The organism is Lactiplantibacillus daoliensis, from assembly GCF_005405005.1.
Taxonomy (GTDB): domain Bacteria; phylum Bacillota; class Bacilli; order Lactobacillales; family Lactobacillaceae; genus Lactiplantibacillus; species Lactiplantibacillus daoliensis.
In genome coordinates, this window is the sequence record NZ_BJDH01000010.1 from 66,047 (window position 1) to 90,630 (window position 24,584).

Consider the following 24,584-nt stretch of genomic DNA (forward strand, 5'->3'; position numbering starts at 1 on the left):
GCTAGTTGTCCTCACCGATCTTTTTCTGTAAACTAGCCTTACTTACTGAAAGGATGACAGATGTTGAAAAAAGTTTTTGCGATTATTATTTTTGCCATGATTGGTGGTGGCTTTCGTGAATGGCTTAACCTCTTGATCAGCTGGCCACAACATTTTTGGATTACCGTCATCATCAATGTGAGTGGGGCCTTTTTATTAAGCCTCGTGACCACGCTGCTGCCGGCCAAGCTTCCCATTTCTGAGGCACTTGTCACCGGTATGAGTGTGGGCTTGATTGGTAGTTTCACAACCTTTTCAACTTTTACATTTGAAACGCTACAACTCATGCAGCAAGGGCATAGCGTTTTAGTCTTAGCTTATGTTGGTGCCAGCTTGGGCCTCGGTTTAATTGCCGGGATTGCCGGTAATTTACTAAGTAATCACTGCTTACTAGTGAGGGATGAACCATGCTAATCACGATAACCGTCGTTAGCTTAGGATCAGCATTGGGCGCGGTTTCCCGCTATGCAATTATGCAGCTGACGAAGCCACTGAATCCACGACTCAAATTACCCTTGGCAACCCTCGGCATTAACCTCATCGGTGCGGGGCTACTCGGTTGGGTCATGACGAGTCCAATTCCGACCTTGTGGCAACTATTTCTGGGGACCGGCATCATGGGTGGTCTCACCACTTTTTCAACGATGATTAATGAAATTGTCTTACTCATTCAAAGTCGTCATTTTACCACCGCCAGCTGGTATTTTGGACTAAGCTTAATTGGCGGTCTAACCATGGTTTGGTTAGGAACCTTATTGTAATGAAAAAGGACTGAGCAAGATTGCTCAATCCTTTATTTTTATAATTAACTGTGAAATGGTATTGCTAAGAGTGCCAGACCACCGATTGCGGCAACCGCTAACCCCAGCCATAAAACAACTCGAATTAAAAATAGCCCAATTACGACCACGGCAATCACACCCAGTAGCCAAAAACCAACTTTAAAGACAACTTTTAGCAACCAGAATCCAATCACCAAAGCAATCAATAAACCGATCATTTATCCGCGCCTAATTTGGCGCTTCCCTCCTTACGGTCGTCGCGACCGCTGGTTGAACATCACTGTTCTTGTCCATTAGTTTAGCATGGCAATCAAGTCAACACTAGCAACTCGACTGAGTTTTAAAAAAGTTTAATTACTCCTGTAAGGCGGCCACTTGGCGCACCATTGCGAGTTCCTCGTTAGTTGGAATCAACAAAACTTTGACGGCTGAATCTGAACTGCTAATAATCCCTTCATTACCAGCTGCATTCAAGTCAGTGTCTAATTTAATATTGAAGACTTGTAGTTCATCAATAATTTGTTGTCGCAACTCAACATTATGTTCACCAATACCGCCGGCAAAAATAACCGCATCCGCGCCGTGTAATTCGGTCAAATAGCTCCCGGCATACTTGGCAATGCGATTAACAAAAATATCAATCGCTAATTTTGCCCGGGGGTTCGTGTGCTCTTGTGCTTTGATTTCGCGCATATCTGGTGAAATACCAGAAACACCTAATAGTCCAGACTCATTGTTAAGCATCATCATGATTTCATTCGGATCACTGATTTTAAGCTCTTTCATCAAGAATGGCAAAATTGATGGGTCTAAATCACCAGAACGTGTGCCCATCGTGACGCCGGTTAACGGCGTGAAGCCCATCGAGGTATCAAAAGCCTTACCGTTTTTAACTGCAGCCAAGGACGCCCCGCTTCCTAAATGGAGCGTAACTAAATCAAGCTCATTTTTAGATTTGTGCAGTAATTCTGCCGCCCGACCAGTCAAATACCCGTGGGAAATCCCATGTTCACCATAGCGCCGAATATGATACTTTTGAGTCAGCTCATAAGGCAAGCTATAAATGGCATTCATTTCTGGTAAGTCAGTGAAAAATTGACTGTCGAAAACGGCATATTGTTTCACGCCTGGTAACGTCTGTGCCATTGTTTCAATCCCTTTAGCTTCCATTGGATTGTGCAACGGCGCAAAGTTGCTGAGCCCTTTGATCTCGTCTAAAACCGTTGGCGTGACTTCAACTGCATGTTTAAACGTTTCACCACCAGCTACCACACGATGGGCAACGGCGGTAATTTCACTTAACGACTGAATCACTTCCAAGCGTTGCAGCTCAGTGAGCATCATCTTAGCCGCCCGACCTTGGTCTAAGTTATCCACTGTTGTTTCAAATTTTTGATGATCACCATATTTGATTGTAAAAATGGAACCTGGCATACTAATTCGTTCAACGAGTCCACTGGCTAAGACTGTTTCCGCTGGCATTTCAAATAATTGCCACTTTAATGACGAACTACCAGCATTAATAATTAATGTTTTTTGCATCGTTATCACGCTCCCTCTACTAGAATACCGAATTTTCATGAAAACTGCTGAATTATTTTGTCTGCGGTATACTAAAACCAAACTTAATTTTAAAAAAGGACGGCCAACTATGTCAACCCAAGCCGAATTAACCGACGCCGCCGTCGTTCAAGATGCGATGGCTCGTCAAATCTTTCGTACCAATAAACAAATTGAGGCACTCACACGCGCTATTGATCGTGTCGACGATGCCACGGACTTACAAGTTAAGGGCACGTTATTAAAAACTTATGCGAGTCAGATTGAGGGACATCATCACTTTGTTGAACTCCCCGATTATCGTGACCCCGATCAAACCTTAACGATTCAACTCGATATTACTAAATCAATTATGGCCAATGCAGAGGCTTATTTTCATCAATACCGCAAGGACAAACGTGGGCTGCAAACAGTGACTAGCAATCGCAACCAAGCCGAAGCCGACTTAAAACAACAATTAGCTCGTCAAGCCGGCTTCGACCCTGAATCACCTGATCAAGTAGCAGCGATTAAGCAACAGCTGATTGCCGAAGGGGCCTTAAAGACCAAAGTTCTACATTCATCTAAGGCACCCGAGCCCGCTCATCCACGGCGTTTCTATACCACTGACCACGTTTTAGTCGAAGTGGGCAAAAATAGTGATCAAAATGACCATTTAACCCTGACCGCGCGGAAAGATTACTACTGGATGCATGTCAGTGAACTTGCTGGATCACACGTCGTAATCCACAGTAATCATCCCAGTCAACAAACACTCGAGGAAGCCGCGGTTTTGACCGCCTATTACAGCAAAGGTCGCAAATACCCACGAGTTCCCGTGGACGTCTTAAAAGTGAGCCAATTACGCAAACCCAAGGGCGCTAAATCCGGCCTAGTAACTTTTTCTGGAAAAGCGTCGACGATTACCGTTCGGCCAGATGCCGATTTAGTCAAACAATTACGTGTTGAGGAATGATCAAAATGACCCCTGTTGAAAGTTATATTGCGACGACACCAGCTGAAATGCACGCCAAACTAAACGCCCTCAGAACCACGATTCTAACGGTTCTACCTGACGCTGAGGAACAGTTAAAATACCAGATGCCGACATTTTACTGGCACGAAAATGTGATGCATTTTGCATTGTTTAAGCAGCACATTGGTTTGTACCCAACACCAAGTGGCGTCACCGCCTTTGCTGCCGAATTGACCGACTACAAGACAAGTAAGGGAGCGATTCAGTTGCCCCTCACTGCCCCATTACCACTTGACCTCGTTCGGCGCATCACTGAATTTCGCAAACAAGAAATTATCACTAAATATCAGTTGTAACCAAAAACAGATTATTTGTCACTTATTGGCAAATAACCTGTTTTTTTAACGCTGCCACCATGGTTCTTTCAAAAAGGTAATTTCAGTCACATCACTGATGTTAAGTTGCGTCACCACGCCAGCCCGTTGATTTAATAAGAGTTTCCCAGCAGTCACGGCTGCAATCAAGCCACTGGGTCGTTGCCCATCTTCCAAGGTCAACCGTACCACGCAATTTAATTCATAAGCTTGTAATAATGACGCTTCTAACGTCTTCAGCTGTTCCATTCAGATCACCTCATCGAAAATAGTAGCTTAATCATAGCACACTTTTAGAACGTGTGTTCGATGTTTTAGATTACATTTTGATTACTGATCAAACCACTAAAATCGTCAGCCAGCATCCTTAAAAACTGAACCATCAATGACTGATATTTGATAATTAACCGAAAAATAAAAAAGGCAGTCCTCGCATTTGTCAGGATTGCCTTCACTTAGGAGTTTACAGATATGTGATGTCTGCTGTTGCTGCTACTTGTACTTAGAACTCGGGTCCGAGAGCAACAGACTAGGGTGACCCAAGTCAACCTAGTCCATTGTAGGACCAAATAACTGATTCGTTAAGCCTTTAGTGGCATCATTAACCAGCGCAAGACGGTCTTGCGCTTAGTAGCCACTGTCCGCCGCGGATCAGACAGGTAAATTTCTTTGTGAGCTAACGTTCGGCGCTCCCATTGATGTTCGGCAGCATAGTCCGCTAATTGCTGAAACGTCGCCGGTTCATCGTCATACGACCCAATGTGTAAGATTTGCAAACAATTGCCATCCGTTAACTTTTCAAATTGAACCTCTGCCAATAACGGATTGGGCTTTTTGGCCTGCACCCGAGCCAAATTTTCTGCGGCTATGGTCGGTGTGACAAAATCTGGTTGTCGCAACATAATTTTGTAGTTGAGGTCCGCCTTGTCAAAATGCCCGTCTGCTCGGACGTCAGCTGGATCCAACGTCCACAGTCCTTCCAAGGGGAAAACAGTATATTCATAATAGCCGGCTGGTATCACGTCACTTTTAGGACTCATGCGAATCCCATAAGCAGCCTGATACAAGGCACCTGTTCGCGCCCCAAAATCCGCCTCATTAGGGTCGCCATGCCCAGTAATCGTGTAGTAATTCATCGCGGGAATCTGAATTGGTGTCGGTACCGCTTTTGGCAGATACAATGCTTTATCGGCCTTACGCCATTCATATTTAGTCATTATCAAACCTCCTAGTAGCCAACTTGTCGATTGTAATAAGTTAAATAAGACCGGTTTAACTTTGGCTCAACCGCGATTTTCGTGACACTCGTATTTTCTGGTTCTGGAAAGCTCATTGGATCTTTTGGTTGTAATACCGCTAACGCCATTGCCTTAACTGTAAAGCCATGCGTCACCACAATGATTTTCTCAGTGGGGAACTGATCAGCAGTCGTCTTCAAAAAGTCATTTGCACGGTCAATAACCTCTTCAAAGGTTTCTCCTTGAGTCGCGACTTTCACATACGTTGGCAAAACATCCTGCAACGCCTGATCAAAATATTGCGGATAAGTGGCCTTTAATTGATCATTTTTTTGCCCATCCCACTGGCCATATGAAATTTCCAGTAACCGCGCATCCGTTTTGATGGGTAGATCACGGCCATGGTTCAAAATTGCGGCCGTTTCTTGGGTCCGGGCTAACGGGCTACAAAACAAACGGTCTGCGAAACTGATGTCAAACGCCGCATGCAATGTCTGCGCTTGCTGTTCACCGACCGCATTCAAATGCGTAATGGCCGTGTTAATAGTCCCCTGTTTCAAATTTTGCGCATTTGCAGTCGTCTGTCCGTGTCGGACAATGTAAAAAGTTGTCATTTAAATCACGCCTTTACATAAAATTAGTTTTTCATGAAAATAATTGTTTGTTTTCTAATACTAGAACGGTTATCTCTAATTTTTCATCTTGACAAAAGTTTACCAACTTGGTAAATTTAAGGCAATGAAATTTTAGGAGTGGTCAGTATGTTTATTAATCGTTATGCTAACTTAATCGTCTCCTCCTGGTCAACACAAACATCTGTGTCGGCCTAATTTCGTGTGAATTCAAGCCCTCATGGATGTCTATCAACATTCGATGACGAGGGCTTACTACTACTGAAATCAACAGTCCTCGTGGTTATCATAACCATCAGGACTTTTTTTGTGCTTAAACTACAGGTTGAAAGACTCAAAAATATCACAAATGTCGCAGTACCAGTAACCATTACGTCTAAAGTAGACTCACCTAAATTTAGCGCTCCGTCAGTCAAAACCGGTGTGCTGTGGTGGACGGCGCCAGCCAAGGTACGGTTTGACACCTCAATTCAAAGCCGACAAAACACGTCTTTGAATTACCCCGCGAGATTAGTCAGCCGAGAACGCCGACTAATCTTGCCGACACTGCACACCGATTTCGACTGACTCCGCTAGCGTAATTAACTGATTTACAGAATTAGCTGGAGGTCGCTGCCGATAGCATCGGACGTGCAGGTGGTGTAAGACCGACGCTTTTTGCCGGTCTTACACCACGGACGGTCCGGGAGATTTGCGGTTTTAGCAAAGCTTCCGGGCGAGGATCAAGACGTTCCTAAGGCTTGAGCCGGTCCCTCGTCCGCATGTTATCAGCAACAACCGGAACCACCTAATTATTGACTTCGTGGCACAGGTACAGGATTTTTAACTTGCAACCTTTTTGCTTAAGCCTTAAAAGATTAAATTTGAAAGTGGGGATTTTTTTATGTCAACGTACAACTTTTCTGCCGGTCCAGCAGTGATGCCAAAACCAGTAATTGAGCAAATTCAAGCCGAGCTACCATCGTTTCAAGGTTCCGAAATGAGTATTATGGAGATTTCCCATCGCTCTCAATTATTTGATCAAGTCATCAATGACGCCGAGGCCGATTTACGTGATTTAATGGCGATTCCCGATAATTATCACGTGCTCTTCTTCCAAGGTGGTGGTACCTTACAGTTTACCGCGGCACCACTAAATCTAGCGACCAAACATCATCACATCGGTTTATTGGATAGCGGTCACTGGGCCAGTCGAGCCGCTGACGAAGCACGACGGGTCAACACACAAGTCGATATTCTGGGAACTGCCGCTGCGACTCATTTTACCGCACTACCGACACTGACGGCACCGGTCGACCAAAACTTGGATTACGTCCATATCACTACTAATAACACCATTGAAGGCACGGCCTATACAACGTTGCCTGTCACCGGCAACGTGCCATTGGTCGCCGATATGTCGTCAAACTTTTTAGGCCAAGTCTACAACGTGTCCGATTTCGGCATGATTTTTGCCGGGGCTCAAAAAAATCTCGGCCCTGCCGGTTTAACCATTGTCATCGTCCGCGATGATCTCATCGGTCAAGCGCAAAACTTACCAAGTATGCTGGATTACCAACTATTTGCCGACAAGCGCTCAATGTTCAATACGCCACCTGTGTTTGCCATCTACGCCGCCGGATTGGTTTTAAAATGGCTCAAACAACAAGGTGGGCTCAAAGTCGTTGAACAACATAATCGTACCAAGGCCAATCTACTTTATGATTTCTTGGATCAATCTAAGTTATTCACTTGCCAAGTTAAGCCAACTGACCGCTCACTCATGAACGTGCCTTTCGTCACCGGCACCCCGGCTTTAGATGCCCAAGTCATTGCTGGAGCAACGCAACACGGTTTACTAAACTTGAAAGGCCATCGGTTGGTGGGCGGTATGCGTGCCAGTTTATATAACGCCATGCCACTCGCCGGTGTTCAAGCCCTTGTAGATTACCTTGCTGCTTTTGAAGCCAACCATGCCAAAGGAGAACTTACTCATGTATCAAATTAAAACTTATAATGCAATTGCCCGAGCAGGCTTAGAAACCTTTACCAGCGACTATACTTTAAATCAATCAGACCAACCTGATGCCTATCTCATTCGTTCCGTCGATTTGCACCAGCAAACATTCCCCAAGTCACTCAAAGTGATTGCCCGTGCTGGCGCGGGGGTCAATAATATTCCATTAGCCGCTGCGACTAATAACGGCACCGCCGTTTTCAACACACCTGGAAGTAACGCTAATGCCGTCAAAGAACTCGTGATTGCCTTGCTCGTGATTGCCTCACGCAACTTGATGGCAGCTGCAGATTATTCTGCTGAACATACTGAGGCCGACGTTTCTCAACGTACAGAACATGATAAAACAAAGTTTAACGGCACGGAACTGCTCGGCAAAACTTTAGCCGTCATCGGCCTAGGTCACGTCGGTTCTTTAGTCGCTAATGCTGCTTTAAACCTTGGGATGAATGTGATTGGTTATGACCCCTATCTCTCAGCGGACGCGGCTTGGAATATTTCCAAGCAAGTTCAACGGGCCGCAACTTTACAAATGGCAGTGAGCCACGCGGATTATGTCACCGTTCACGTACCTAAGAGTGAAGACACCTTAAATCTGATCGGTGCAACTGATTTAGCAGCCATGCCGGCGGGCGTCCAACTATTTAACTACTCTCGCGGTGGTATCGTGGACAACACTGCTGTCCTTGCCGCGATCCAAACCGGAAAAGTTGCTCATTACTACACTGACTTTGGTGAACCCCAATTGGCAAATCAAGCTGCCGTGACCGTCACTCCCCACATTGGCGGATCAACCATCGAAGCCGAAGTTAATGGTGCCACACAAGCTGCGCGAACCATTATGACTTATTTGGAAACTGGTAACGTCCAGTACGCGATCAATTTGCCGGATTTAACGGTACCCTTCAATGCCGCTTATCGCTTTACTGTCATCCATCAAAACGTCCCAAATATGGTTAGTCAGATCACGTCGAAACTTGCAGATGCCGGCTTAAACATCGCAACCATGGCAAATGCTGCTAAGCAGCACACTGCTTACACGATTATTGATGTGGATGACCTCGACCATGAAAGCAGCCAACACTTAATTGACGCGCTAAATAAAATTCCAGCAGTCTATCGCGTCCGACTGTTAATTCATCACTAAGGACTTCGTATGCAAATCGAAACATTGAAACAACCGACTGACTTACAACTAGACCAACTCATGGCAATTTGGCTGGCTGGAAATTTAGCTGGACATCCGTTTGTCAAAGCCGACTACTGGCGCAAGCAGGTACCAGCCGTCCGAGCAGCCTTACCAACTACACGCTTGCTTGTTGCCACTGAGGCTGACACAATCATTGGCTTCTTAGGACTGCAAGGCAACTACATTGCCGGTATTTTTGTGGCCAACACCGCTCGAAAACACGGTGTTGGCACAGCCCTACTAAACGCTGCCAAAGCCCAGCAGCCTAAGTTGCAATTAGACGTCTATATCGCCAATCGTTCAGCGGTCGCTTTTTATCATCACAGTGATTTTCAAGTTCACGCGCAGACCATCGATAAGGCGACTAACCAACCTGAATACAATATGCGTTGGCATCGTTAATCAGGCTTGCTAATCAAACACGCAACCCCCTTCAGCTCAAGCTAGACGGGGGTTGCGTGTTTTTGATTTTCAGTTATAAAAATTTTGTTGTATTTCGGATTGATTTTAACCATTCTCTAATGTATTCTCAGACTCGTATCATATAAAAGGATCCGAGGGGGAATCATTATGAAGTGGAAAATGATTGGGACGGCGGCAACAGTCACCGCCTCGGTAGGATTATTACTAGCTGGTTGCGGCAGCACAAAAGCTAGTTCTGGTGGTGAAAACGCGGGTAATTTAAATGGGAATATGGCTAAAACACAAGTCTTAAATTGGTCAGAAAATGGTCAGGATATTACGACCCTAGACTCGTCACTCGCAACCGACGTCATCAGTAGTACAATGATCAGCAACTCCGAAGAAGGGTTGTATCGTTTAGGCAATAATAGTAAGGTCACACCTGGGATTGCAACGGGCACCACCGAATCTAAGAACAAGTTAGTTTATACTTTCACGCTACGTAAAAATGCCAAATGGAGTAACGGTGATCCAGTCACCGCCCAAGATTTCGTCTATGCTTGGCGGCGTACCGTTAATCCAAAGACCGCTTCGCAATACGCTTATTTATATTCAGGCATCAAAAATGCCGATAAGATTTCCGCGGGTAAAGCGAACGTCAATACTTTAGGGATCAAAGCTGATGGCAAGTATAAATTAACCGTCACTTTGGAAAAACCTTTGGAATACTTCAAATTATTAATGGGCTTTGACGTCTTCTTCCCACAAGATCAAAAAGTGGTTCAAGAATACGGCAAAGACTACGGGACCAGTTCAGCCAAGATGGTTTACGATGGGCCATTTAAGATGACTGGTTGGAAAGGCACTAACTCGACTTGGGCCTTAGTCCGTAACAACAATTACTGGGATAAGAAACACGTCTACCTAGATAAAATCAATGATCAAGATGTTAAATCGACAACGACCGGCTTCAACTTATTCCAGAGTGGCAAACTTGATATGGCAACCTTATCTGGCCAACAAGTTAAAAACGAAAAGAGCAACAAGAAATTGGTCATCCGCAAATCTTCTCGGTTGAACTACTTGGAATTCAACGAAAAGAAAGTCAAAGAATTGTCTAATACCAAATTACGTCAAGCGATGTCTTTGACACTTGATCGTAAACAATTGGTCACTGATGTCTTAGGCGACGGCTCTGTTCAACCAAAAGGCTTCGTCACTAATGACTTAGCCAAGGACCCAACCACTGGCAAAGACTTCGCCGCTGAAAATGCGACCGCCAGCTCGACTGATTACAATCCAACTAAGGCTAAACAGCTTTGGGAGGAAGGCTTGAAGGAAACTGGTAAGAAGAGTCTCACTTTAACCTTAACGCATGATGATACTGACCAAATGAAGGCCCTCTCCGAATACGTCCAAGGTCAATTGGAAAAGGACTTACCAGGATTGAAGATTACCAGTATCGCCTTGCCTTACAAGACACGGTTAGCCCGTGAAACTGCTGGGAACTTCCAGTTAGTCATTTCCGCATGGCAAGCCGACTTCTCTGATCCCATTTCCGACCTCGGGATCATGACTTCTAACAACAGCTACAACTTCGGCCACTGGGCAAATACTGACTACGACAATGCGATCAAAGCCGCGAACGCGACGACCAGCTCAACTGAACGTTGGTCAGAAATGTCTAAGGCTGAACGGATCATTGGTACTGACGAAGGCGTTGCACCATTATCACAAAACGTGATTGCTCAAATGCTCAATCCTAAGTTGAAGGGCTTGGTTTACAATACCGCCGGCTTGGATTACAACTTCAAGAGTGCTTATATGGCTAAATAGCTTTGTAATTGCCGCATTCAATTGTCACTGATAACATCCAATCGTAGGATCAGGGGACAACGTAAGTGACAAGCACAGTTCTTCAATACCAAAAAATTAATTCATAAATTTTTTAACGCCCGGAAACTAGTCTTTCCGAGCGTTTTTTGTTGTTTAGTTGATAAAAATGTGAATATTTAGCCCTGATTTTAATCTATTTTTAATGTATTCTCATTGTTATATCATAAACAACTTGCTATCGCACTTATTTTTCGTTACAACGACAGCACACATAAAAAGGGGCATACATATATGAAATGGAAAACACTTTCTACTGCCGTAGTGGTCACCGCCGCGGCTGGCTTTTTGCTCACTGGTTGCGGGAACCAATCAAAATCTTCTTCCGGCGCTAACAGCGGTAATTTAGCCAAAACACAGGTTTTAAACTGGTCTGAAAATGGCCAAGATCTTTCAACCTTGGATCCATCGCTGGCCGTTGATGTCATCAGTGGGACGATGATCAATAACTCACAGGAAGGCCTTTATCGCCTGGGCAACAACAGTAAAGTCACCCCAGGGATTGCGACCGCCACTAAGGTTTCAAAAGACAAAAAGACCTACACCTTCACGCTACGTAAGAATGCTAAATGGAGTAATGGTGACAAAGTTACCGCTAAAGACTTCGTATACGGCTGGCGGCGTACCGTTAATCCAAAGACAGCTTCGCAATACGCCTACCTCTACTCTGGCATCAAGAACGCCGATAAAATCACTAACGGTAAAGCTAAAGCTTCTACATTAGGGATTAAAGCAGATGGTAATTATAAGCTGACCGTTACTTTGGAAAAGCCAATCCAATATTTCAAACTATTAATGGGCTTCGTCGTCTTCTTCCCACAAAACCAACATGCAGTTGACAAATACGGTAAGGATTATGGGACTAGTTCCAGCAAGATGGTCTACAACGGCCCATTCAAGATGACCGGCTGGCAAGGCACTAACTCAACTTGGACCTTGGTTAAAAATGATCAATATTGGGACAAGAAGAGCGTGCATTTAACCAAGATCAAAGATCAAGTCGTCAAATCAACGACAACCGGCTTTAACCTATTCCAGAGTGGCAAACTTGATATGGCCACGTTATCTGGCCAACAAGTTAAGAATGAAAAGAATAACAAGAAGCTCGTCATCCGTAAATCTTCACGCTTGAACTACTTGGAATTCAACCAAAAGAAAGTTAAGGAACTAAGCAATAAGAAACTTCGTCAAGCGATGTCCTTAACCTTGAATCGGAAGCAACTAGTTAACAATGTTTTAGGCGATGGTTCAGTCACACCACAAGGCTTTGTGACGGCTGGTCTCGCTAAAGATCCAACCACTGGGAAAGACTTTGCAACTGAAAATAAAGTTGCCAGTTCAGTTGACTACAATCCAACCCAAGCGAAAAAGCTTTGGAAGGAAGGTTTAGCAGAAGTTGGTAAGAAGAAATTAACTTTGACATTAACGCATGATGACACTGACCAAATGAAAGCTCTCTCCGAATACCTCCAAGGGCAATTGGAAAAAGAGCTTCCTGGTTTGACCGTCAAGAGTGTCACGGTTCCTTATAAGACTCGGATCGCACGGGAAGTCGCCGGTAACTTTGAACTTGTCATCTCAGCATGGCAAGCCGACTTTGCGGATCCAATCTCCGACCTTGGTATCATGACGTCTACCAACGATTACAACTTCGGTAAATGGACCAACAAGTCTTACGACGAAGCCATCAATACCGCTAACAGTACGACTAGTACCAAAGCGCGTTGGGCAGCTTTAGCTAAGGCAGAAAAAGAAATCGGCACAGATCAAGGGGTTGCACCATTATCCCAAAATGTCGTTGCCCAAATGGTCAATCCCAAGCTGAAAGGGCTGGTTTACAACACTGCCGGTATCAACTACAACTTTAAGGAAGCCTACATGGCCAAATAGTTTCACAAAAAGCGTTCGGCACTTGCCAAACGCTTTTTCTGTCCGATGACCCCTTAATCCGCCTGTTTCGGCACTGGGTTTGAACCAGTTTTTAGCTTGTCGTGCGCCGCTAAGTCTGCTAAAGTTAATGCGATAACCTTTAAGGGGGGTCAGTCACTTGAACATTGAACTATTCATCGCCCGCCGAAAGGCTTTAGGCTTATCGCAGAAGGCGTTATCAGCGGGGATCTGTACACAAGCAACATTGAGCAAATTCGAGAATAACGGGAAAGCACCTGCAATTCGCATCGTTGCCCAACTCTGCCAACGATTGCATTTACAACTGGAGGACGTTTTTCCAACAGAACGCGTGGCAGATGCCGCCGTTTTGACCGAAATGGAAAAAATCGAATTCGACTTAATTACGAGTGAATACGCGGATGCCGAAAAGCGGTTAGACAAGATTGCTGACGAACCACGCCACGATCAAGAAACAAAGCTGCAATATTGTTTTCTAAAGGGTTACGTGGCGGCGCTGAATCAGCAGCCAATCAGCGATGTTTTATTCAACTTTGACCAAATCATTACAGATTTAGATGAACAACACGCCTCAATTTATACCCAGTTGGCTTACTGCGGTACGGGGATTGCTTATCAAAATAATCATGAACCTGATAAGGCTCAGTATTACTTTGAAAAGGTTCGGCATGCACTCCCAAATCTCTCATTAGAAACCACCGCTAGTGTTTGGCGCGTGATTAACTTGGCCTACTATACCGGGAGTTTTTACGCCAGTATTGATGAAATTGCCCAAAGTGAAAAGTTGTTGGCCTATGCGATTGAAATCTGTGCGCGGTTCCACGTAACCTTTTACGTCGCCAAGATTAAATTCCTACAGGCACAGTTGAGTATTGACCCAGCTAAGACGACGGAATTATTGAATGACGCTACCGCCTTTGCCCGCATCAACAATAATCGTCAATTAATTAAGAAAATTTCAAATTTTTCAAAATCTCGTTAAGGGCTTGCTTATTAATTGCATCCTAACCAGATATCGCCTAAGCTATAGGTATCAAGTGGAAGTGGTTTAGACGGTAAGGAGGTCCTGCCCATGTTATTAGCAGGTTTATTAGCGGCAGCTGGGTTAGCTGCAGTTGCTGGCGTCGTCGCTGGCAATCGCGTTCCAGCAGCACAACCAGTCAGAATACGACACGATGAACGCTCAGGCCAAAATCGTCGATAACTTTAAATCAGCCATTAAACACAAATAGCTCGTTAGGATTGCAATAAACAATCCTAACGAGCTATTTTTAGTCTGACTTTAAACCTGAACTAAGCGCGTTTGCGCCGAGTTTCAAACCAGCCAGCTAACATGAACATTAACCAACCAATTGCCATTAACCAAACTGATTCAGATTCATCAGTTTGTGGCAAGGTTTGAGCAGTTTTGTGAGTCGTCGCTTTAGACGCCACAACTGTCTTCGCCACCGTTGGCGTGACTGGAACAGTCACTGCCGTCGGTTCATCAACTGGCTTCACTGGAAGAACTGGTGTCGTTGGTGACGGCATCACTTGATCCGGTTGTGCCGGTTGACTTGGTGTTGTTGGTTTCGTTGGTACTTCTGGTTCAGTCGGATTCTCAGGTTCTTCCGGCGTCGTCGGGATACCGTGTCCGCTACTGTAACGGTAGCAGTCGTGTCCCCGAGCAATAAAGTAACCGGTTGAGCTTTTGTCGCCAATTGATAACCAGTTGGCGCAACTGTTTCAACTAAGGAATACGTACCCATGGCTAAATCATTAAAAATGAGTTGACCATTGGCATCCGTCGTCCCAGTTGCCACCACGTTACCCGTTGCATCCTTCAAATCGAAAGTCGCACCGGCTAACGTTGCGCCAGTCGCACTGTCTACCTTGGTAATCGTTAATTGACCTTTAATTGCGTCATCCGCAACTGTCTGTACTTGGTCAGTATTATCCGCAGAAATCACAACTTGTAGTGACTTCGTGTTAAGTCGATAACCAGTAGGAGCAGTTACTTCTACTAAGTCGTACGTACCCAAGGCTAAATCATTAAAAATGAGTTGACCATTGGCATCCGTTACCGCCGTTTGAACGACTTGCTTAGTCGTTGCATCACGCAATTCAAACGTCGCACCAGCTAACTTAGCATTTGTCGTGCCATCAACTTTAGTCACCGTGAGGCTACCTTTAATTTCAGCATCCTTAACTGCTACTGTTAGATAGTTAGTTTGACTATCTAAGGTAACTTTAGTAGGTACAGAATTCAAAGTATAACCTGCAGGTGCGTTCGTTTCTTGGATCTGATATGTGCCTTGTGCTAAACCGGCAAACACAGCTTGACCATTTTCGTCGGTTGTTTGTGTTTGTGTAAACCCGCTACCATCAGTAGCCGTCAACGTAAAGGTTGCACCAGCTAATAACTTATTACCACTCTCATCAGTCTTAGTGACTGTAATCGTCCGATAAGTATTCGTCAGCGTAACCATATTGCCGTCTTTAACTTGACTGATTGCATAATCAGCCAAAGCAGCTTTCTGATCATCCACTGCAGATTCCTGCACAGTGTAAGCATAAAGCTTACCGTTAGCATCACTAGTTGGCAAATTATCGAATGACCCTTGGTAACCATTTTCAGCTGTCAACTTCAACGTTTGGCTAGTTGAGTTATCATTCAGAAACAAGGTCACTGTGACACTAGGCTTTGTGCCTACTGGCATATTGACCCAAACCTTTTTAACCGCCAAACTAGTCGTTGGAATTGCTGTGTCGGTAACCGGTTCTGAAACACGATAGGTATTAACCCCATCCACAGTCGTCGCAGCGTGAGGATCAATCACAATTACATGAGCCGTTTTGTCCAACAAATAGCCGTTAGGAGCGGCTGTTTCAACAAGCTGATACGTTCCGGCCGCCAAATTTGAAATCGTCAATTGACCATTCTTATCGGTTTTTAAACCAGACTGCAGTACTAAGCCATCTGTTGTTTGTAATTCATAAACAGCATCCGGCACTGCAACCCCCGTATCTTTATCAGTTTTAGTGACAAAGAGCGTATAGGTGTGCCAATCGGCCGACGCAACGGCACCAGAAGCTAAGAATGGACTGGAACTAGCTTTATTCGTGTCATCAGGCGTATTCCCGCTGTTGCCGCTATCACCGCCACCCGGAGTCGTGGTTCCACCATCACCAGGATCAGTTGTACTAGGTAACTTGTAATTCGCAGTCGCACTATTCGTGTAGATTTGATCAGGTGCTTCAGTTGCAACTGAGTAATAGATGTTAATGGCAGTCGAGATATCACCTAACTCAATGGTCATCTGATTACCAACCACTGATATCGATACGGCCTTAGGCGACACGCCTTTAGCAGGTGTGAAAACACCCGTTTCAAGATCGTATTTGCCAAGATTACCAGAGACACCAGGATCAGAACGTACAAAACTGCCATCAACATAAGAGCCACTTACAAAGCTGCCATTAATATAAGCGCCGCTTTCAAAAGTGATCTCACTATTATGCTTTTGATATTGACCTAATTGATCAACAACCTCGACACTATTCCAATCCTCGCTACCTAGATTGACAACGATTTGCCATTCGATCGACTTACCATCTGACAACCACCAACCAACTTTGTTGATTTTGGCCTTGTCATCACCAATATTGGTATCCGTCCCAGTGACATGGAACATCAAAGTTCCTTGTCGACTAGACACATTGTTTAACTCGAAATAATTATTAAAAGTCAACGTCCCGGTTTGGGTACCCGCCTTGGCTGAGAAGGTTCCAATCGACTGATTCGCAGCATTAGCTATATTGACTGCGGTGGTATTAGCAGTGAACAGAACATTCTTTGGTAAGTTTATCGTCATAGTATCACCAGCTTTGACTGGTACACCATCCTTGATTGACCACTGAATGGTCGCAATGTAGCCCGCATAAAGGCTGAGCACATCGTCGGCACTATAGACTTTACCAGTACTATCTGTCACCACAGCATCACTTACTGAAACGTCATCAGCGGCTAACTTAGCTTGGGCAGCCAAAGCTGTAAATTCACTGAGACTCAGTTTCATTAAACTGGCTTTGGGCAAGATGTGACGATCCGACCCATTTTGACTAGTCGTCTTAGGGGTATATTGCTGCGTCACAGTCTGTTGCTTGCTCGTTTCAGCATTATCAGATTTAGCAGCAGCTTTCACGTTGACTGGATCACTTTTACTAGCCTGAGATTCAGAACTGCTGCTGGCAGAACTCTCTTGATCCGTCGTATCGGATGAAGTTGAGTTTGAGCTGGCAGTACTGCTACTCTGACTAGCCGAAGATGCTGTTGAGAAACTATTAGAATTAGCACTACTTTCTGAGTTAACACTGGTCGAAGTATGATTATCTAAAACAACTTCCTTGGCCGGCTTCACTGATTTCTCGCTTGAAGCTGCGGCTGCATCAACAGTTGATTCAGCAACAGTGTTAGCTGTTGAATCTGCTTTAGCGGCAGTGGCGGTGGTTGCCAACAAAGTCAGTAACGTTGCCGTCCCCGCTAAAAAGGCTTTAAAGCGTTTATTTGTCTTATTTAATTTCATCATTTTCCCTCCCTTCTATAATGAGATTGAAGGTTAAGGTCAATCAGAGATTAACCTAACCAATTAATTATAAGCCCATTTGTACGAACATAACAATGATTGGAACAGAATATTATCAATCCGATTAACTGTTGCTAGATAACTGTAATTTTAAGGGCCATAGGGCAACTAGCCCCCACTTCACTGCAACGTCCCTAGATTAGTTTCTTGGCATCACTAATGATTAAACATCTAAAGGTTGAAGGGCTCAAAAAGCGTCACAAACGTCGCAGTACCAGTAACCATTACGTCTAAAGTAGGACTCACCCAAATTTAGCGCTCCGTCAGCCAAAACCGGTGTGCTGTGGGGGACGGCACCAGCCAGAGTACGGTCTGTCGCCTCACTTCAAAGCCGGAAAACCACGTCTTTGAAGTGCCCCGCAAGATTAGTCAGCTAAAAACGCCGACTAATCTTGCCGACACTGAACACCGATTCTGACTGACTCCGCTAAGCGTAATTAACGGATTATCAAAAAATAACTACTGACTTAGCTGGAGGTTGTTGCTGATAGCATCGGACGTGCAGGTGGCGTTTGACCGGCGTTTCTTGCCGGCCTTACACCACGGACGGTCCGGTAGATTTGTGATTTTAGCAAAGCTTCCGGGCGAGGTTCAAGACGCTTCTAAGGCTTGAACCGGTCCCTCGTCCGCATGTTATCAGTAACAACCGGAAGCGGCAGTATTTAACTATTTCCCATAGCCTGAATATTGCTATGGTGGAACAGGACAAGAATCTTCAACTTGCAATCTTTAATTAGACATTTTTAAATGGCTGCTAAACGCCGCAAAACAGCCGTTTAATTTAGGAATCTTTTCCGTTCTTTAGTCAAACCACTGAAACTAGTATAATTGACTGATAACTTGACACTTGATCACGGCAGAATTAGATCAAGTGTCTCAAAACTACTATAACTAGTCAGGAGATGACCGTTGTGTCTAAATACCGCTGGCAAGCCAGTGTCTTAGTGCTTGTTTCATTTATGTTGGGATGTAATGAATTTATGGTCGTTGGGGTTATCTCAGACATTGCTAAATCACTGCAAGTAACGGTCGCTACCGCAGGCTATTTAGTAACCATTTTTGCCATTGTTTACGCCATCAGCACACCAATTGTGACCCTGTTTGCGAATCGTTTTGACCGCTTCCACGCCTTGATGGTTCTGATGGTCATCTTTCTAATTGGTAATACAGCGAGTGGTTTTGCCACCAGCTATGGTTGGTTCCTGGCTTCACGGTTAGTGACTGCTGCCGTTGCAGGCACGATTGAATCGTTGATTACGCTATTTGCCTACGATCTGGCTCCCCGTCACAAACGCGCTAGTTTGATTTCTTGGATAGCTGCTGGATTTAGTATTGCTTCAGTCATTGGTTTGCCTATTGGCACGGCAATTAGTACTGCGACTAGCTGGCATATGGCCTTTCATCTGATTTCAGTTCTCAGCCTGTTGACCTGCTTAGCGCTAATAATCATGCTACCACGTCATCTTGCTAAAGCGACCGGTAAAAGCAGTCTAAAAGGTCAGCTCGTGTTGCTTACTGATCAACGAATCATCTTGGGTACATTGCTCATTCTCTTCTCGGCAGCCGCCTTATACGCCTATTACACCTATATTCGGCCGTTATTAACGACAGGCCTGGGCTTCAGTACCACGATGCTAAATTGGTTACTTTTGGCACTAGGGATTATGAACATTCTAGGCAATCGTCTTTCAGGTTTTGTCGCTGAACGTCATGGTTTAAGGACCTTACCACGTTTCTATCTCATTGATATCGTGCTCTTATTGAGCCTCCCATTAGCAATGACAACGCCCTTGGTTGCTTTGAATATTTTGTTAGTCTTAGGATTAATTATCACCGTCTTAAATGCCCCAATTCAAATTCATTTTCTAGGCGTGGCTGAAGCCGATTATCCGCAAGCAACGTTGTTGGCATCATCACTCAACGCCATCTTTTTCAATATTGGTATCTCAATTGGTTCAGCGACGGCCGCGACTGTAATGGCCCACGGTGGCTTGTCACATTTAGGCTACGGCGCCGCCGTATTTTCTAGCTTAGCCTTAATCACCGTTATCGTTCTCAACCGGGTCGTCGCGCACGCTAAATGCGAAACAAAACAGTAACGAGTTGCTGAAAATGGCATTTTCCTAAATTTCAGTCAAATGGATTGACTTGCAAACGCTGTCGCCTTTATAATTTTGCCCAATTGGTATGTAAGTTAGTTCCCATAACTGAGAGGAAAATTGATTTGGATCAAAAACTTATTCTAGTCAACGGCCGGCTCGTGTTCGCTTTAATCAGTGTCATCGGTGCCGCCTTGATCACGTTGCACGATAATCCGGCCACCGTTTATTCGACACTCCGCTTGTATTTAACAGGGATGGTCATTTTAGGAATTGGACTCGATATTTTCGGACGACTCAAATTACAATCACTAGCGACTGATGATGACGATGATCAAGACTAATAACCGGATCCAAAGTGTGAGCCAATGACTCGCACTTTTTTATTATCATCATTAACTATTATAAAAATTTATGTTCACTTAACAAACATGCCGTTATTTTGCAATTTGTAGGCATTTTTATTGTTTAGGTATTATAATAAGTTATGTTCAATTAAATAATCGTTACAATTTCAACGGACTCTTGCTCACAACTTGTCTCAAAGGAAGGTTACCGATTATTTTCTCTTGACGAATTGTCACACCCCTTTAACCGATAAGCTGGCGTTATGTTTATGCTAATAAACCTTCTAATCTCTGTTATACTAGAGCCAAGCGATTAGAAACACTCATTAGACTCATTTATAGTTTCAAGGGGTCAACTTTAATCCGAGCTATCCGTTATAAAGTACGCTAAAATAGGTGTAAGCATACTCCTAGATAGGGTCTCAACATATCCTTTCAATTATCACCTGATATATGACAGGGCGTTAATCGATTAAAAATAGTTATACCGTTTTTTTATCGATTAACATTTTCATCTATGGACAGCTTATAAATTTTTAACAGTCGATAAATTTTAATTATCACTTTAACCCATTAACCTTTATGTCAATCGTCAAATATTATTCACAATTAATTACTATTTAGGTTAAGAATATTTGTTAAAGTGACAGATACTAGGCTTATTGGGACAAAAAAAGTTATTTAAATTGTAATACCCCTTTAACCGATAACTAAAATGGATAACAGTATTTATATAAATCCTGTTATAACAACGTTTAACATAATTCGATTTAAATGAACATTAGCGTTGCTTATCAATTTAAGGCGTCAACCATTTTACAGATTATTCGACAACGGTTACAACAACACACTTATTTATTTTGGCAGTGGTATGATTAATCGGTAACTAATCCGAAGATTGATAAACGCCCAATCAAAATCCAAGTTCACTTGGTTAAATACCCATTAACATTAATATTTTTTATGGAGGCTGCATTTTTCATGAACATTAAGGATCTGTATTACTTCCAGCGTCTAATCAGTACTCAAAGTTACACGCAAACAGCTGCTGATTTCCATGTCAGTCAGCCCACCATTTCGCAGGCCATTAAACGACTGGAACGTCATTTTCAAACGACGCTCTTTTTCCGTCAGGCCAAAACAAAAGCACTCGTTTTAACGCCTAGTGGTCAACAACTCTTGTTAGCCGCTAACGATATTATTTCTAACTGGCAACACGTCAACGAATCAATTGGCCATTTACGTCAGCACACACTTCGTTTGGGTATCGAACCTGCTGTCGGCGAACACTATTTGCCTGCAATCACGAAACCAATTATCGAACAAGACTTATTACACAGCGTGCACACGGTTGAAATGGGCGCTAACCAATTAGTTAAACAAGTTCTCGGTGGTCAATTAGATCTTGCAATTAGTGGTAATTTAGATCAAACACTGGATGAACGCTTGGCTGTCACGCCTTTACGTTCGTTCCAATTTAAAATTCTCGCTAATCCAAATCATCCACTGGCTAAAATGGCGCATCCAACCTTTAAAGAAGCACTTAAATCACCATTTGTTATTTTAAATGCCACTTACTTAAATAAATTGGTCTTTCATCAATTGGCAGAACAACTTTCAATTGAACCACAAGTGCTGTTCGAATCTGATAACAGCACTTTAATTAGCGGCTTAGTCCGCGAAAACTTAGCGCTTGGCTTTATTTCTGATATCGCAACGCCGCCAGCAGATGGTCTCGTTGAAATTCCAGTCGAAGACGTCCAAGTTCCTAGCGTGCATATCAATCTGATTCGTCGAGCCCATCAATTTCCAATTGGCTTGTTCAAGCAGATTATGGATATTGTCGAAGAAACTTTCAAAACGGAAGATGCCGCTGCGAAAGAATAACGCAGGCGCTTTAGGCCTAAATTAAAAACAGATCACGCAATCATTGGATTGCTTGATCTGTTTTTTTAGTGTCATCTAAAGGTTGCCAGTTAAAAATTGCCAGTCTGCGCCACTATGTCAATAGTCAGGTGATGAAAACTAGTCCTGCCGTTTCCAATTGTTGCTGATAACATGCGGACGAGGGACTGGGTCAAGCCTGAGAAACGTCTTGACCCTCGCCTGGAAGCTTTGCCAAAATCGCAAATCTACCAGACCGTCCGTGGTTGTAAGGCCGGCAAGAAACGCCGGTCAAACGCCACCTGCACGTCCGATGCTACCAGCAACAGCCTCCAGCTAATCAGCAGCTTTGAGAGGATAAATCAGTTATTTATGTTTAGTGGAGTCAGCCAAAATCGGTGTGCAGTATCGGCAAGAATAGTTAGCGTTCTTAGCTGACTATTCTTGCTGGGCAATTCAAAGACGTGTTTTATCGGCTTTGAATTGAGGCGTCAGACCGTACTGTGGCTGGCGCCGTCCCCCACAGCACACCGGTTTTGACCGACGGAGCGCTGAGTTTGCGCAAGTCTACTTTAAATGTGACGGTTACTGCTACAGTTGTAATGTTTTTGAGACTTTCAACCTTTAACTGGCATTAAAGATCCAAATGCCGACGAAAACTAGAATTGGTAAACTTTAGCTTCGTATGGCCGCAATTCATCGCCAGCATCATCCGCATAGTTACTAATCAACAATTTTGCGTCCGTCGGTAATTGGTCAAAATGCCGTGTTTGCGATTTTTCAGTAAAGTTGCAAATAACCAACAACGTTTCCGCTTTATCTTGACGCAAGTAGGCATAAACTTCCGCGTCATCGGCGGCCAATAATTGATAGTCCCCATCCGTAATAACCGGTAAGGTATGCCGTAATTCAATTAACCGTTGATAGTAGTTGAACACCGAGTCTGATTGAGCTAACGTTTGCTTGGCATTGATTTCCGGATAATTTTTATTAACCGCTAACCAAGGCGTCCCAGTTGAAAAGCCAGCATTTAAACTCGCATCCCATTGCATTGGCGTCCGGGCGTTATCCCGTGAAATATGAGCCAAATAAGCCAACATCGTGGCGGCTGGCACACGTTGTTCTTCATCAACGAAGTGGTGATACGCATTTAACGATTCCAAATCTTGATAGTCACTGAGTTTGGTGAAGTGGGCACTGGTCATGGCCAGCTCTTCACCTTCATAAATGTACGGCGTCCCTTGAAGAAAATGTAATAACGTCGCTAACATCTTAGCTGAGCGTTCTCGATAAGCTGGATGATCATTCCCAAACCGTGAAACGATCCGCGGCTGGTCATGGTTATCCCAATATAAACTATTCCAAGCGGTGCCATGTAACCCAGTTTGCCACTTAGTTAAACTTTGTTTCAAATCAACCAATTTTACTGGCTGATCATTCCACTTACCGAGTTCTGGCGCTGGATTACCATCTAGTCCCATGTGTTCAAATTCAAAGACCATATTTAACTCATTCGTCTTTAGTCCCGCAGATTGCTGGGCATCGGCTACCGTGGCAGCTGGTGATTCGCCAACCGTGATCAGGTCATGACCGGCTAGAACCTTGGCGTGCATTTCTTGTAAGAATTCACTCAGCCGTGGACCATTCGCAATGATTGGGCCGATGTCGGCATAAGGTTCCCCAGGATTAGGCTGACCATCCGCAAAGCTGGCAGGTTTCGAAATTAAGTTAATCACATCTAAGCGGAACCCATCAACGCCTTTTTCAACCCAGAAATTCATCATGTCATAGACAGCTTGACGTAATTTTGGATTTTCCCAATTTAAATCAGCTTGTTCCACCGCAAAGGAGTGCAAATAATACTGCTGACGACTTTCAACGTATTCCCAAACAGAACCACCGAAAAAGCCGCCCCAGTTGTTGGGTGCATGCCCATCGACCGGATCACGCCAAATATAGTAATCTGAATAAGGGTTGTCTTTACTCTTGGCACTTTCCTTAAACCACTTATTTTCAATCGAAGAGTGATTGACGACAATATCCATCATTATCTTTAACCCACGCTTATGAGCACCAGCCAACAATTTATCAAAGTCGGCCATCGTCCCAAATTCTGGATTAATATCATAATAATCACTAATATCGTAACCATTATCCACACCAGGCGAACGATAAATCGGATTCAACCAAATCACATCAGCCCCGAGTTTTTTAATATAGTCGAGTCGACTAGTGACACCAGGTAAATCCCCGATCCCATCACCATTCGAGTCCTGAAATGAACGCGGGTAAACTTGATAAACGACAGCTTTTTGCCACCATTGTGTTGTCAAAAGAATCACTCCTCTAAGTTTATTTATGTTAGCGTTTCCAACAGTTCTATTTTAACATTGAACTCCGGCGATTAACGGCGAAACGATTTCTAATTCTGGAATACGTTTCAAAATTGTGAATCCATTTGAAATACCGTTACATGGCCGCTCTGATTTGACTAGACTGCCACTGGAACGTGGTCACCGCCGATCATCGTCAAGTTGAAACAACCTTAAACTCGATTAGATGGTTAAACATTTTATCTCTCAAGTCGGCATTCGAGACCGCACTTTGGCTCGAAAACGGCCCACCACGTTCCAGCCCTAAGTAACACTAACCTGTAGCGGC

At 44.1% G+C, this 24,584-nt stretch carries 22 protein-coding genes; 14 read left to right on the top strand and 8 right to left on the bottom strand.

Annotated features, from left to right (window positions below):
• The first annotated feature begins 63 nt into the window (after positions 1-63).
• The gene (locus FFM64_RS10635; RefSeq protein ID WP_137608004.1) at positions 64-453 is read left to right on the top strand and encodes a fluoride efflux transporter FluC; all 390 of its coding nucleotides are present in this window, start codon (positions 64-66) and stop codon (positions 451-453) included.
• Positions 447-800, top strand: a complete 354-nt coding sequence (locus FFM64_RS10640) for a fluoride efflux transporter FluC (RefSeq protein WP_137608005.1) — start codon at positions 447-449, stop codon at positions 798-800. The genes FFM64_RS10635 and FFM64_RS10640 overlap by 7 nt, the downstream gene beginning before the upstream one ends.
• Before the next feature lie 44 nt (positions 801-844).
• Here the strand turns inward: FFM64_RS10640 and FFM64_RS10645 are convergent, their stop codons facing one another.
• Entirely contained in the window at positions 845-1,039 is a 195-nt protein-coding gene (locus FFM64_RS10645) for a small multidrug resistance protein (protein ID WP_137608006.1), read from the bottom strand.
• A 136-nt stretch (positions 1,040-1,175) separates the two neighbouring features.
• A complete protein-coding gene (locus FFM64_RS10650) occupies positions 1,176-2,363 on the bottom strand; it encodes an acetate/propionate family kinase (RefSeq protein ID WP_137608007.1) in 1,188 nt (395 codons plus the stop codon).
• 109 nt (positions 2,364-2,472) lie between these two features.
• Between FFM64_RS10650 and FFM64_RS10655 the strand changes: the two genes are divergently transcribed.
• The gene (locus tag FFM64_RS10655; RefSeq protein ID WP_137608008.1) at positions 2,473-3,336 is read left to right on the top strand and encodes an NFACT RNA binding domain-containing protein; all 864 of its coding nucleotides are present in this window, start codon (positions 2,473-2,475) and stop codon (positions 3,334-3,336) included.
• Positions 3,337-3,341: 5 nt separating this feature from the next.
• Complete coding sequence (locus FFM64_RS10660) at positions 3,342-3,692, top strand: iron chaperone (protein WP_137608009.1); 351 nt, start codon at positions 3,342-3,344, stop codon at positions 3,690-3,692.
• Positions 3,693-3,737: 45 nt separating this feature from the next.
• Here FFM64_RS10660 and FFM64_RS10665 read toward each other — a convergent pair whose 3' ends face one another.
• The 3 genes from FFM64_RS10665 to FFM64_RS10675 all read right to left on the bottom strand — a co-directional run bounded on the left by FFM64_RS10665 (position 3,738) and on the right by FFM64_RS10675 (position 5,562).
• Positions 3,738-3,959, bottom strand: coding sequence for a hypothetical protein (locus FFM64_RS10665; protein ID WP_137608010.1), 222 nt, complete (start codon positions 3,957-3,959; stop codon positions 3,738-3,740).
• A 332-nt stretch (positions 3,960-4,291) separates the two neighbouring features.
• Positions 4,292-4,927, bottom strand: coding sequence for a GyrI-like domain-containing protein (locus tag FFM64_RS10670; protein WP_137608011.1), 636 nt, complete (start codon positions 4,925-4,927; stop codon positions 4,292-4,294).
• A gap of 11 nt (positions 4,928-4,938) precedes the next feature.
• Positions 4,939-5,562, bottom strand: coding sequence for a histidine phosphatase family protein (locus tag FFM64_RS10675; RefSeq protein ID WP_137608012.1), 624 nt, complete (start codon positions 5,560-5,562; stop codon positions 4,939-4,941).
• 901 nt (positions 5,563-6,463) lie between these two features.
• Here FFM64_RS10675 and serC point away from each other — a divergent pair.
• From serC to FFM64_RS12475, 7 genes are all read left to right on the top strand, one after another.
• Complete coding sequence (serC, locus tag FFM64_RS10680; protein ID WP_137608013.1) at positions 6,464-7,567, top strand: 3-phosphoserine/phosphohydroxythreonine transaminase; 1,104 nt, start codon at positions 6,464-6,466, stop codon at positions 7,565-7,567.
• Complete coding sequence (locus FFM64_RS10685) at positions 7,554-8,723, top strand: phosphoglycerate dehydrogenase (protein ID WP_137608014.1); 1,170 nt, start codon at positions 7,554-7,556, stop codon at positions 8,721-8,723. The genes serC and FFM64_RS10685 overlap by 14 nt, the downstream gene beginning before the upstream one ends.
• A 9-nt stretch (positions 8,724-8,732) precedes the next feature.
• Entirely contained in the window at positions 8,733-9,167 is a 435-nt protein-coding gene (locus tag FFM64_RS10690) for a GNAT family N-acetyltransferase (protein ID WP_137608015.1), read from the top strand.
• A gap of 168 nt (positions 9,168-9,335) precedes the next feature.
• Positions 9,336-11,003: a peptide ABC transporter substrate-binding protein gene (locus tag FFM64_RS10695; RefSeq protein WP_137608016.1), complete on the top strand. Its 1,668-nt coding sequence runs from the start codon at positions 9,336-9,338 to the stop codon at positions 11,001-11,003.
• Between the two features lie 291 nt (positions 11,004-11,294).
• Positions 11,295-12,950, top strand: a complete 1,656-nt coding sequence (locus FFM64_RS10700) for a peptide ABC transporter substrate-binding protein (protein WP_137608017.1) — start codon at positions 11,295-11,297, stop codon at positions 12,948-12,950.
• Positions 12,951-13,107: 157 nt separating this feature from the next.
• Entirely contained in the window at positions 13,108-13,950 is an 843-nt protein-coding gene (locus FFM64_RS10705) for a helix-turn-helix domain-containing protein (RefSeq protein ID WP_137608018.1), read from the top strand.
• A 90-nt stretch (positions 13,951-14,040) separates the two neighbouring features.
• Positions 14,041-14,172 carry a hypothetical protein gene (locus FFM64_RS12475; protein WP_263390148.1) on the top strand — a complete coding sequence of 44 codons (132 nt, stop codon included), beginning with the start codon at positions 14,041-14,043 and terminating at the stop codon, positions 14,170-14,172.
• Positions 14,173-14,261: 89 nt separating this feature from the next.
• On the opposite strand, the gene FFM64_RS10710 is transcribed toward FFM64_RS12475, so the two are convergent.
• Positions 14,262-14,498, bottom strand: a complete 237-nt coding sequence (locus FFM64_RS10710) for an LPXTG cell wall anchor domain-containing protein (RefSeq protein WP_137608019.1) — start codon at positions 14,496-14,498, stop codon at positions 14,262-14,264.
• Positions 14,498-17,536 carry a SpaA isopeptide-forming pilin-related protein gene (locus FFM64_RS10715; protein WP_137608020.1) on the bottom strand — a complete coding sequence of 1,013 codons (3,039 nt, stop codon included), beginning with the start codon at positions 17,534-17,536 and terminating at the stop codon, positions 14,498-14,500. The genes FFM64_RS10710 and FFM64_RS10715 overlap by 1 nt, the downstream gene beginning before the upstream one ends.
• 968 nt (positions 17,537-18,504) lie before the next feature.
• Between FFM64_RS10715 and FFM64_RS10720 the strand changes: the two genes are divergently transcribed.
• The 3 genes from FFM64_RS10720 to FFM64_RS10730 all read left to right on the top strand — a co-directional run bounded on the left by FFM64_RS10720 (position 18,505) and on the right by FFM64_RS10730 (position 21,926).
• The gene (locus tag FFM64_RS10720; RefSeq protein WP_137608021.1) at positions 18,505-19,692 is read left to right on the top strand and encodes an MFS transporter; all 1,188 of its coding nucleotides are present in this window, start codon (positions 18,505-18,507) and stop codon (positions 19,690-19,692) included.
• A 125-nt stretch (positions 19,693-19,817) separates the two neighbouring features.
• Complete coding sequence (locus tag FFM64_RS10725) at positions 19,818-20,036, top strand: hypothetical protein (protein WP_137608022.1); 219 nt, start codon at positions 19,818-19,820, stop codon at positions 20,034-20,036.
• 984 nt (positions 20,037-21,020) lie between these two features.
• Positions 21,021-21,926 (top strand): LysR family transcriptional regulator, encoded by a 906-nt coding sequence (locus FFM64_RS10730; protein WP_137608023.1) that lies wholly within the window; start codon positions 21,021-21,023, stop codon positions 21,924-21,926.
• Positions 21,927-22,582: 656 nt separating this feature from the next.
• Here FFM64_RS10730 and FFM64_RS10735 read toward each other — a convergent pair.
• Positions 22,583-24,256: a glycoside hydrolase family 13 protein gene (locus tag FFM64_RS10735; protein ID WP_137608024.1), complete on the bottom strand. Its 1,674-nt coding sequence runs from the start codon at positions 24,254-24,256 to the stop codon at positions 22,583-22,585.
• Between the last annotated feature and the right edge of the window lie 328 nt (positions 24,257-24,584).

Bases quoted from the DNA above. Each gene is read 5' to 3' on its own strand.
- FFM64_RS10640 (WP_137608005.1), top strand. From the start codon at position 447: ATGCTAATCACGATAACCGTCGTTAGCTTAGGATCAGCATTGGGCGCG.
- FFM64_RS10645 (WP_137608006.1), bottom strand. From the start codon at position 1,039: ATGATCGGTTTATTGATTGCTTTGGTGATTGGATTCTGGTTGCTAAAA.
- FFM64_RS10650 (WP_137608007.1), bottom strand. From the start codon at position 2,363: ATGCAAAAAACATTAATTATTAATGCTGGTAGTTCGTCATTAAAGTGG.
- FFM64_RS10655 (WP_137608008.1), top strand. From the start codon at position 2,473: ATGTCAACCCAAGCCGAATTAACCGACGCCGCCGTCGTTCAAGATGCG.
- FFM64_RS10660 (WP_137608009.1), top strand. From the start codon at position 3,342: ATGACCCCTGTTGAAAGTTATATTGCGACGACACCAGCTGAAATGCAC.
- FFM64_RS10665 (WP_137608010.1), bottom strand. From the start codon at position 3,959: ATGGAACAGCTGAAGACGTTAGAAGCGTCATTATTACAAGCTTATGAA.
- FFM64_RS10670 (WP_137608011.1), bottom strand. From the start codon at position 4,927: ATGACTAAATATGAATGGCGTAAGGCCGATAAAGCATTGTATCTGCCA.
- FFM64_RS10675 (WP_137608012.1), bottom strand. From the start codon at position 5,562: ATGACAACTTTTTACATTGTCCGACACGGACAGACGACTGCAAATGCG.
- serC (WP_137608013.1), top strand. From the start codon at position 6,464: ATGTCAACGTACAACTTTTCTGCCGGTCCAGCAGTGATGCCAAAACCA.
- FFM64_RS10685 (WP_137608014.1), top strand. From the start codon at position 7,554: ATGTATCAAATTAAAACTTATAATGCAATTGCCCGAGCAGGCTTAGAA.
- FFM64_RS10690 (WP_137608015.1), top strand. From the start codon at position 8,733: ATGCAAATCGAAACATTGAAACAACCGACTGACTTACAACTAGACCAA.
- FFM64_RS10695 (WP_137608016.1), top strand. From the start codon at position 9,336: ATGAAGTGGAAAATGATTGGGACGGCGGCAACAGTCACCGCCTCGGTA.
- FFM64_RS10700 (WP_137608017.1), top strand. From the start codon at position 11,295: ATGAAATGGAAAACACTTTCTACTGCCGTAGTGGTCACCGCCGCGGCT.
- FFM64_RS12475 (WP_263390148.1), top strand. From the start codon at position 14,041: ATGTTATTAGCAGGTTTATTAGCGGCAGCTGGGTTAGCTGCAGTTGCT.
- FFM64_RS10710 (WP_137608019.1), bottom strand. From the start codon at position 14,498: ATGCCGTCACCAACGACACCAGTTCTTCCAGTGAAGCCAGTTGATGAA.
- FFM64_RS10715 (WP_137608020.1), bottom strand. From the start codon at position 17,536: ATGATGAAATTAAATAAGACAAATAAACGCTTTAAAGCCTTTTTAGCG.
- FFM64_RS10730 (WP_137608023.1), top strand. From the start codon at position 21,021: ATGAACATTAAGGATCTGTATTACTTCCAGCGTCTAATCAGTACTCAA.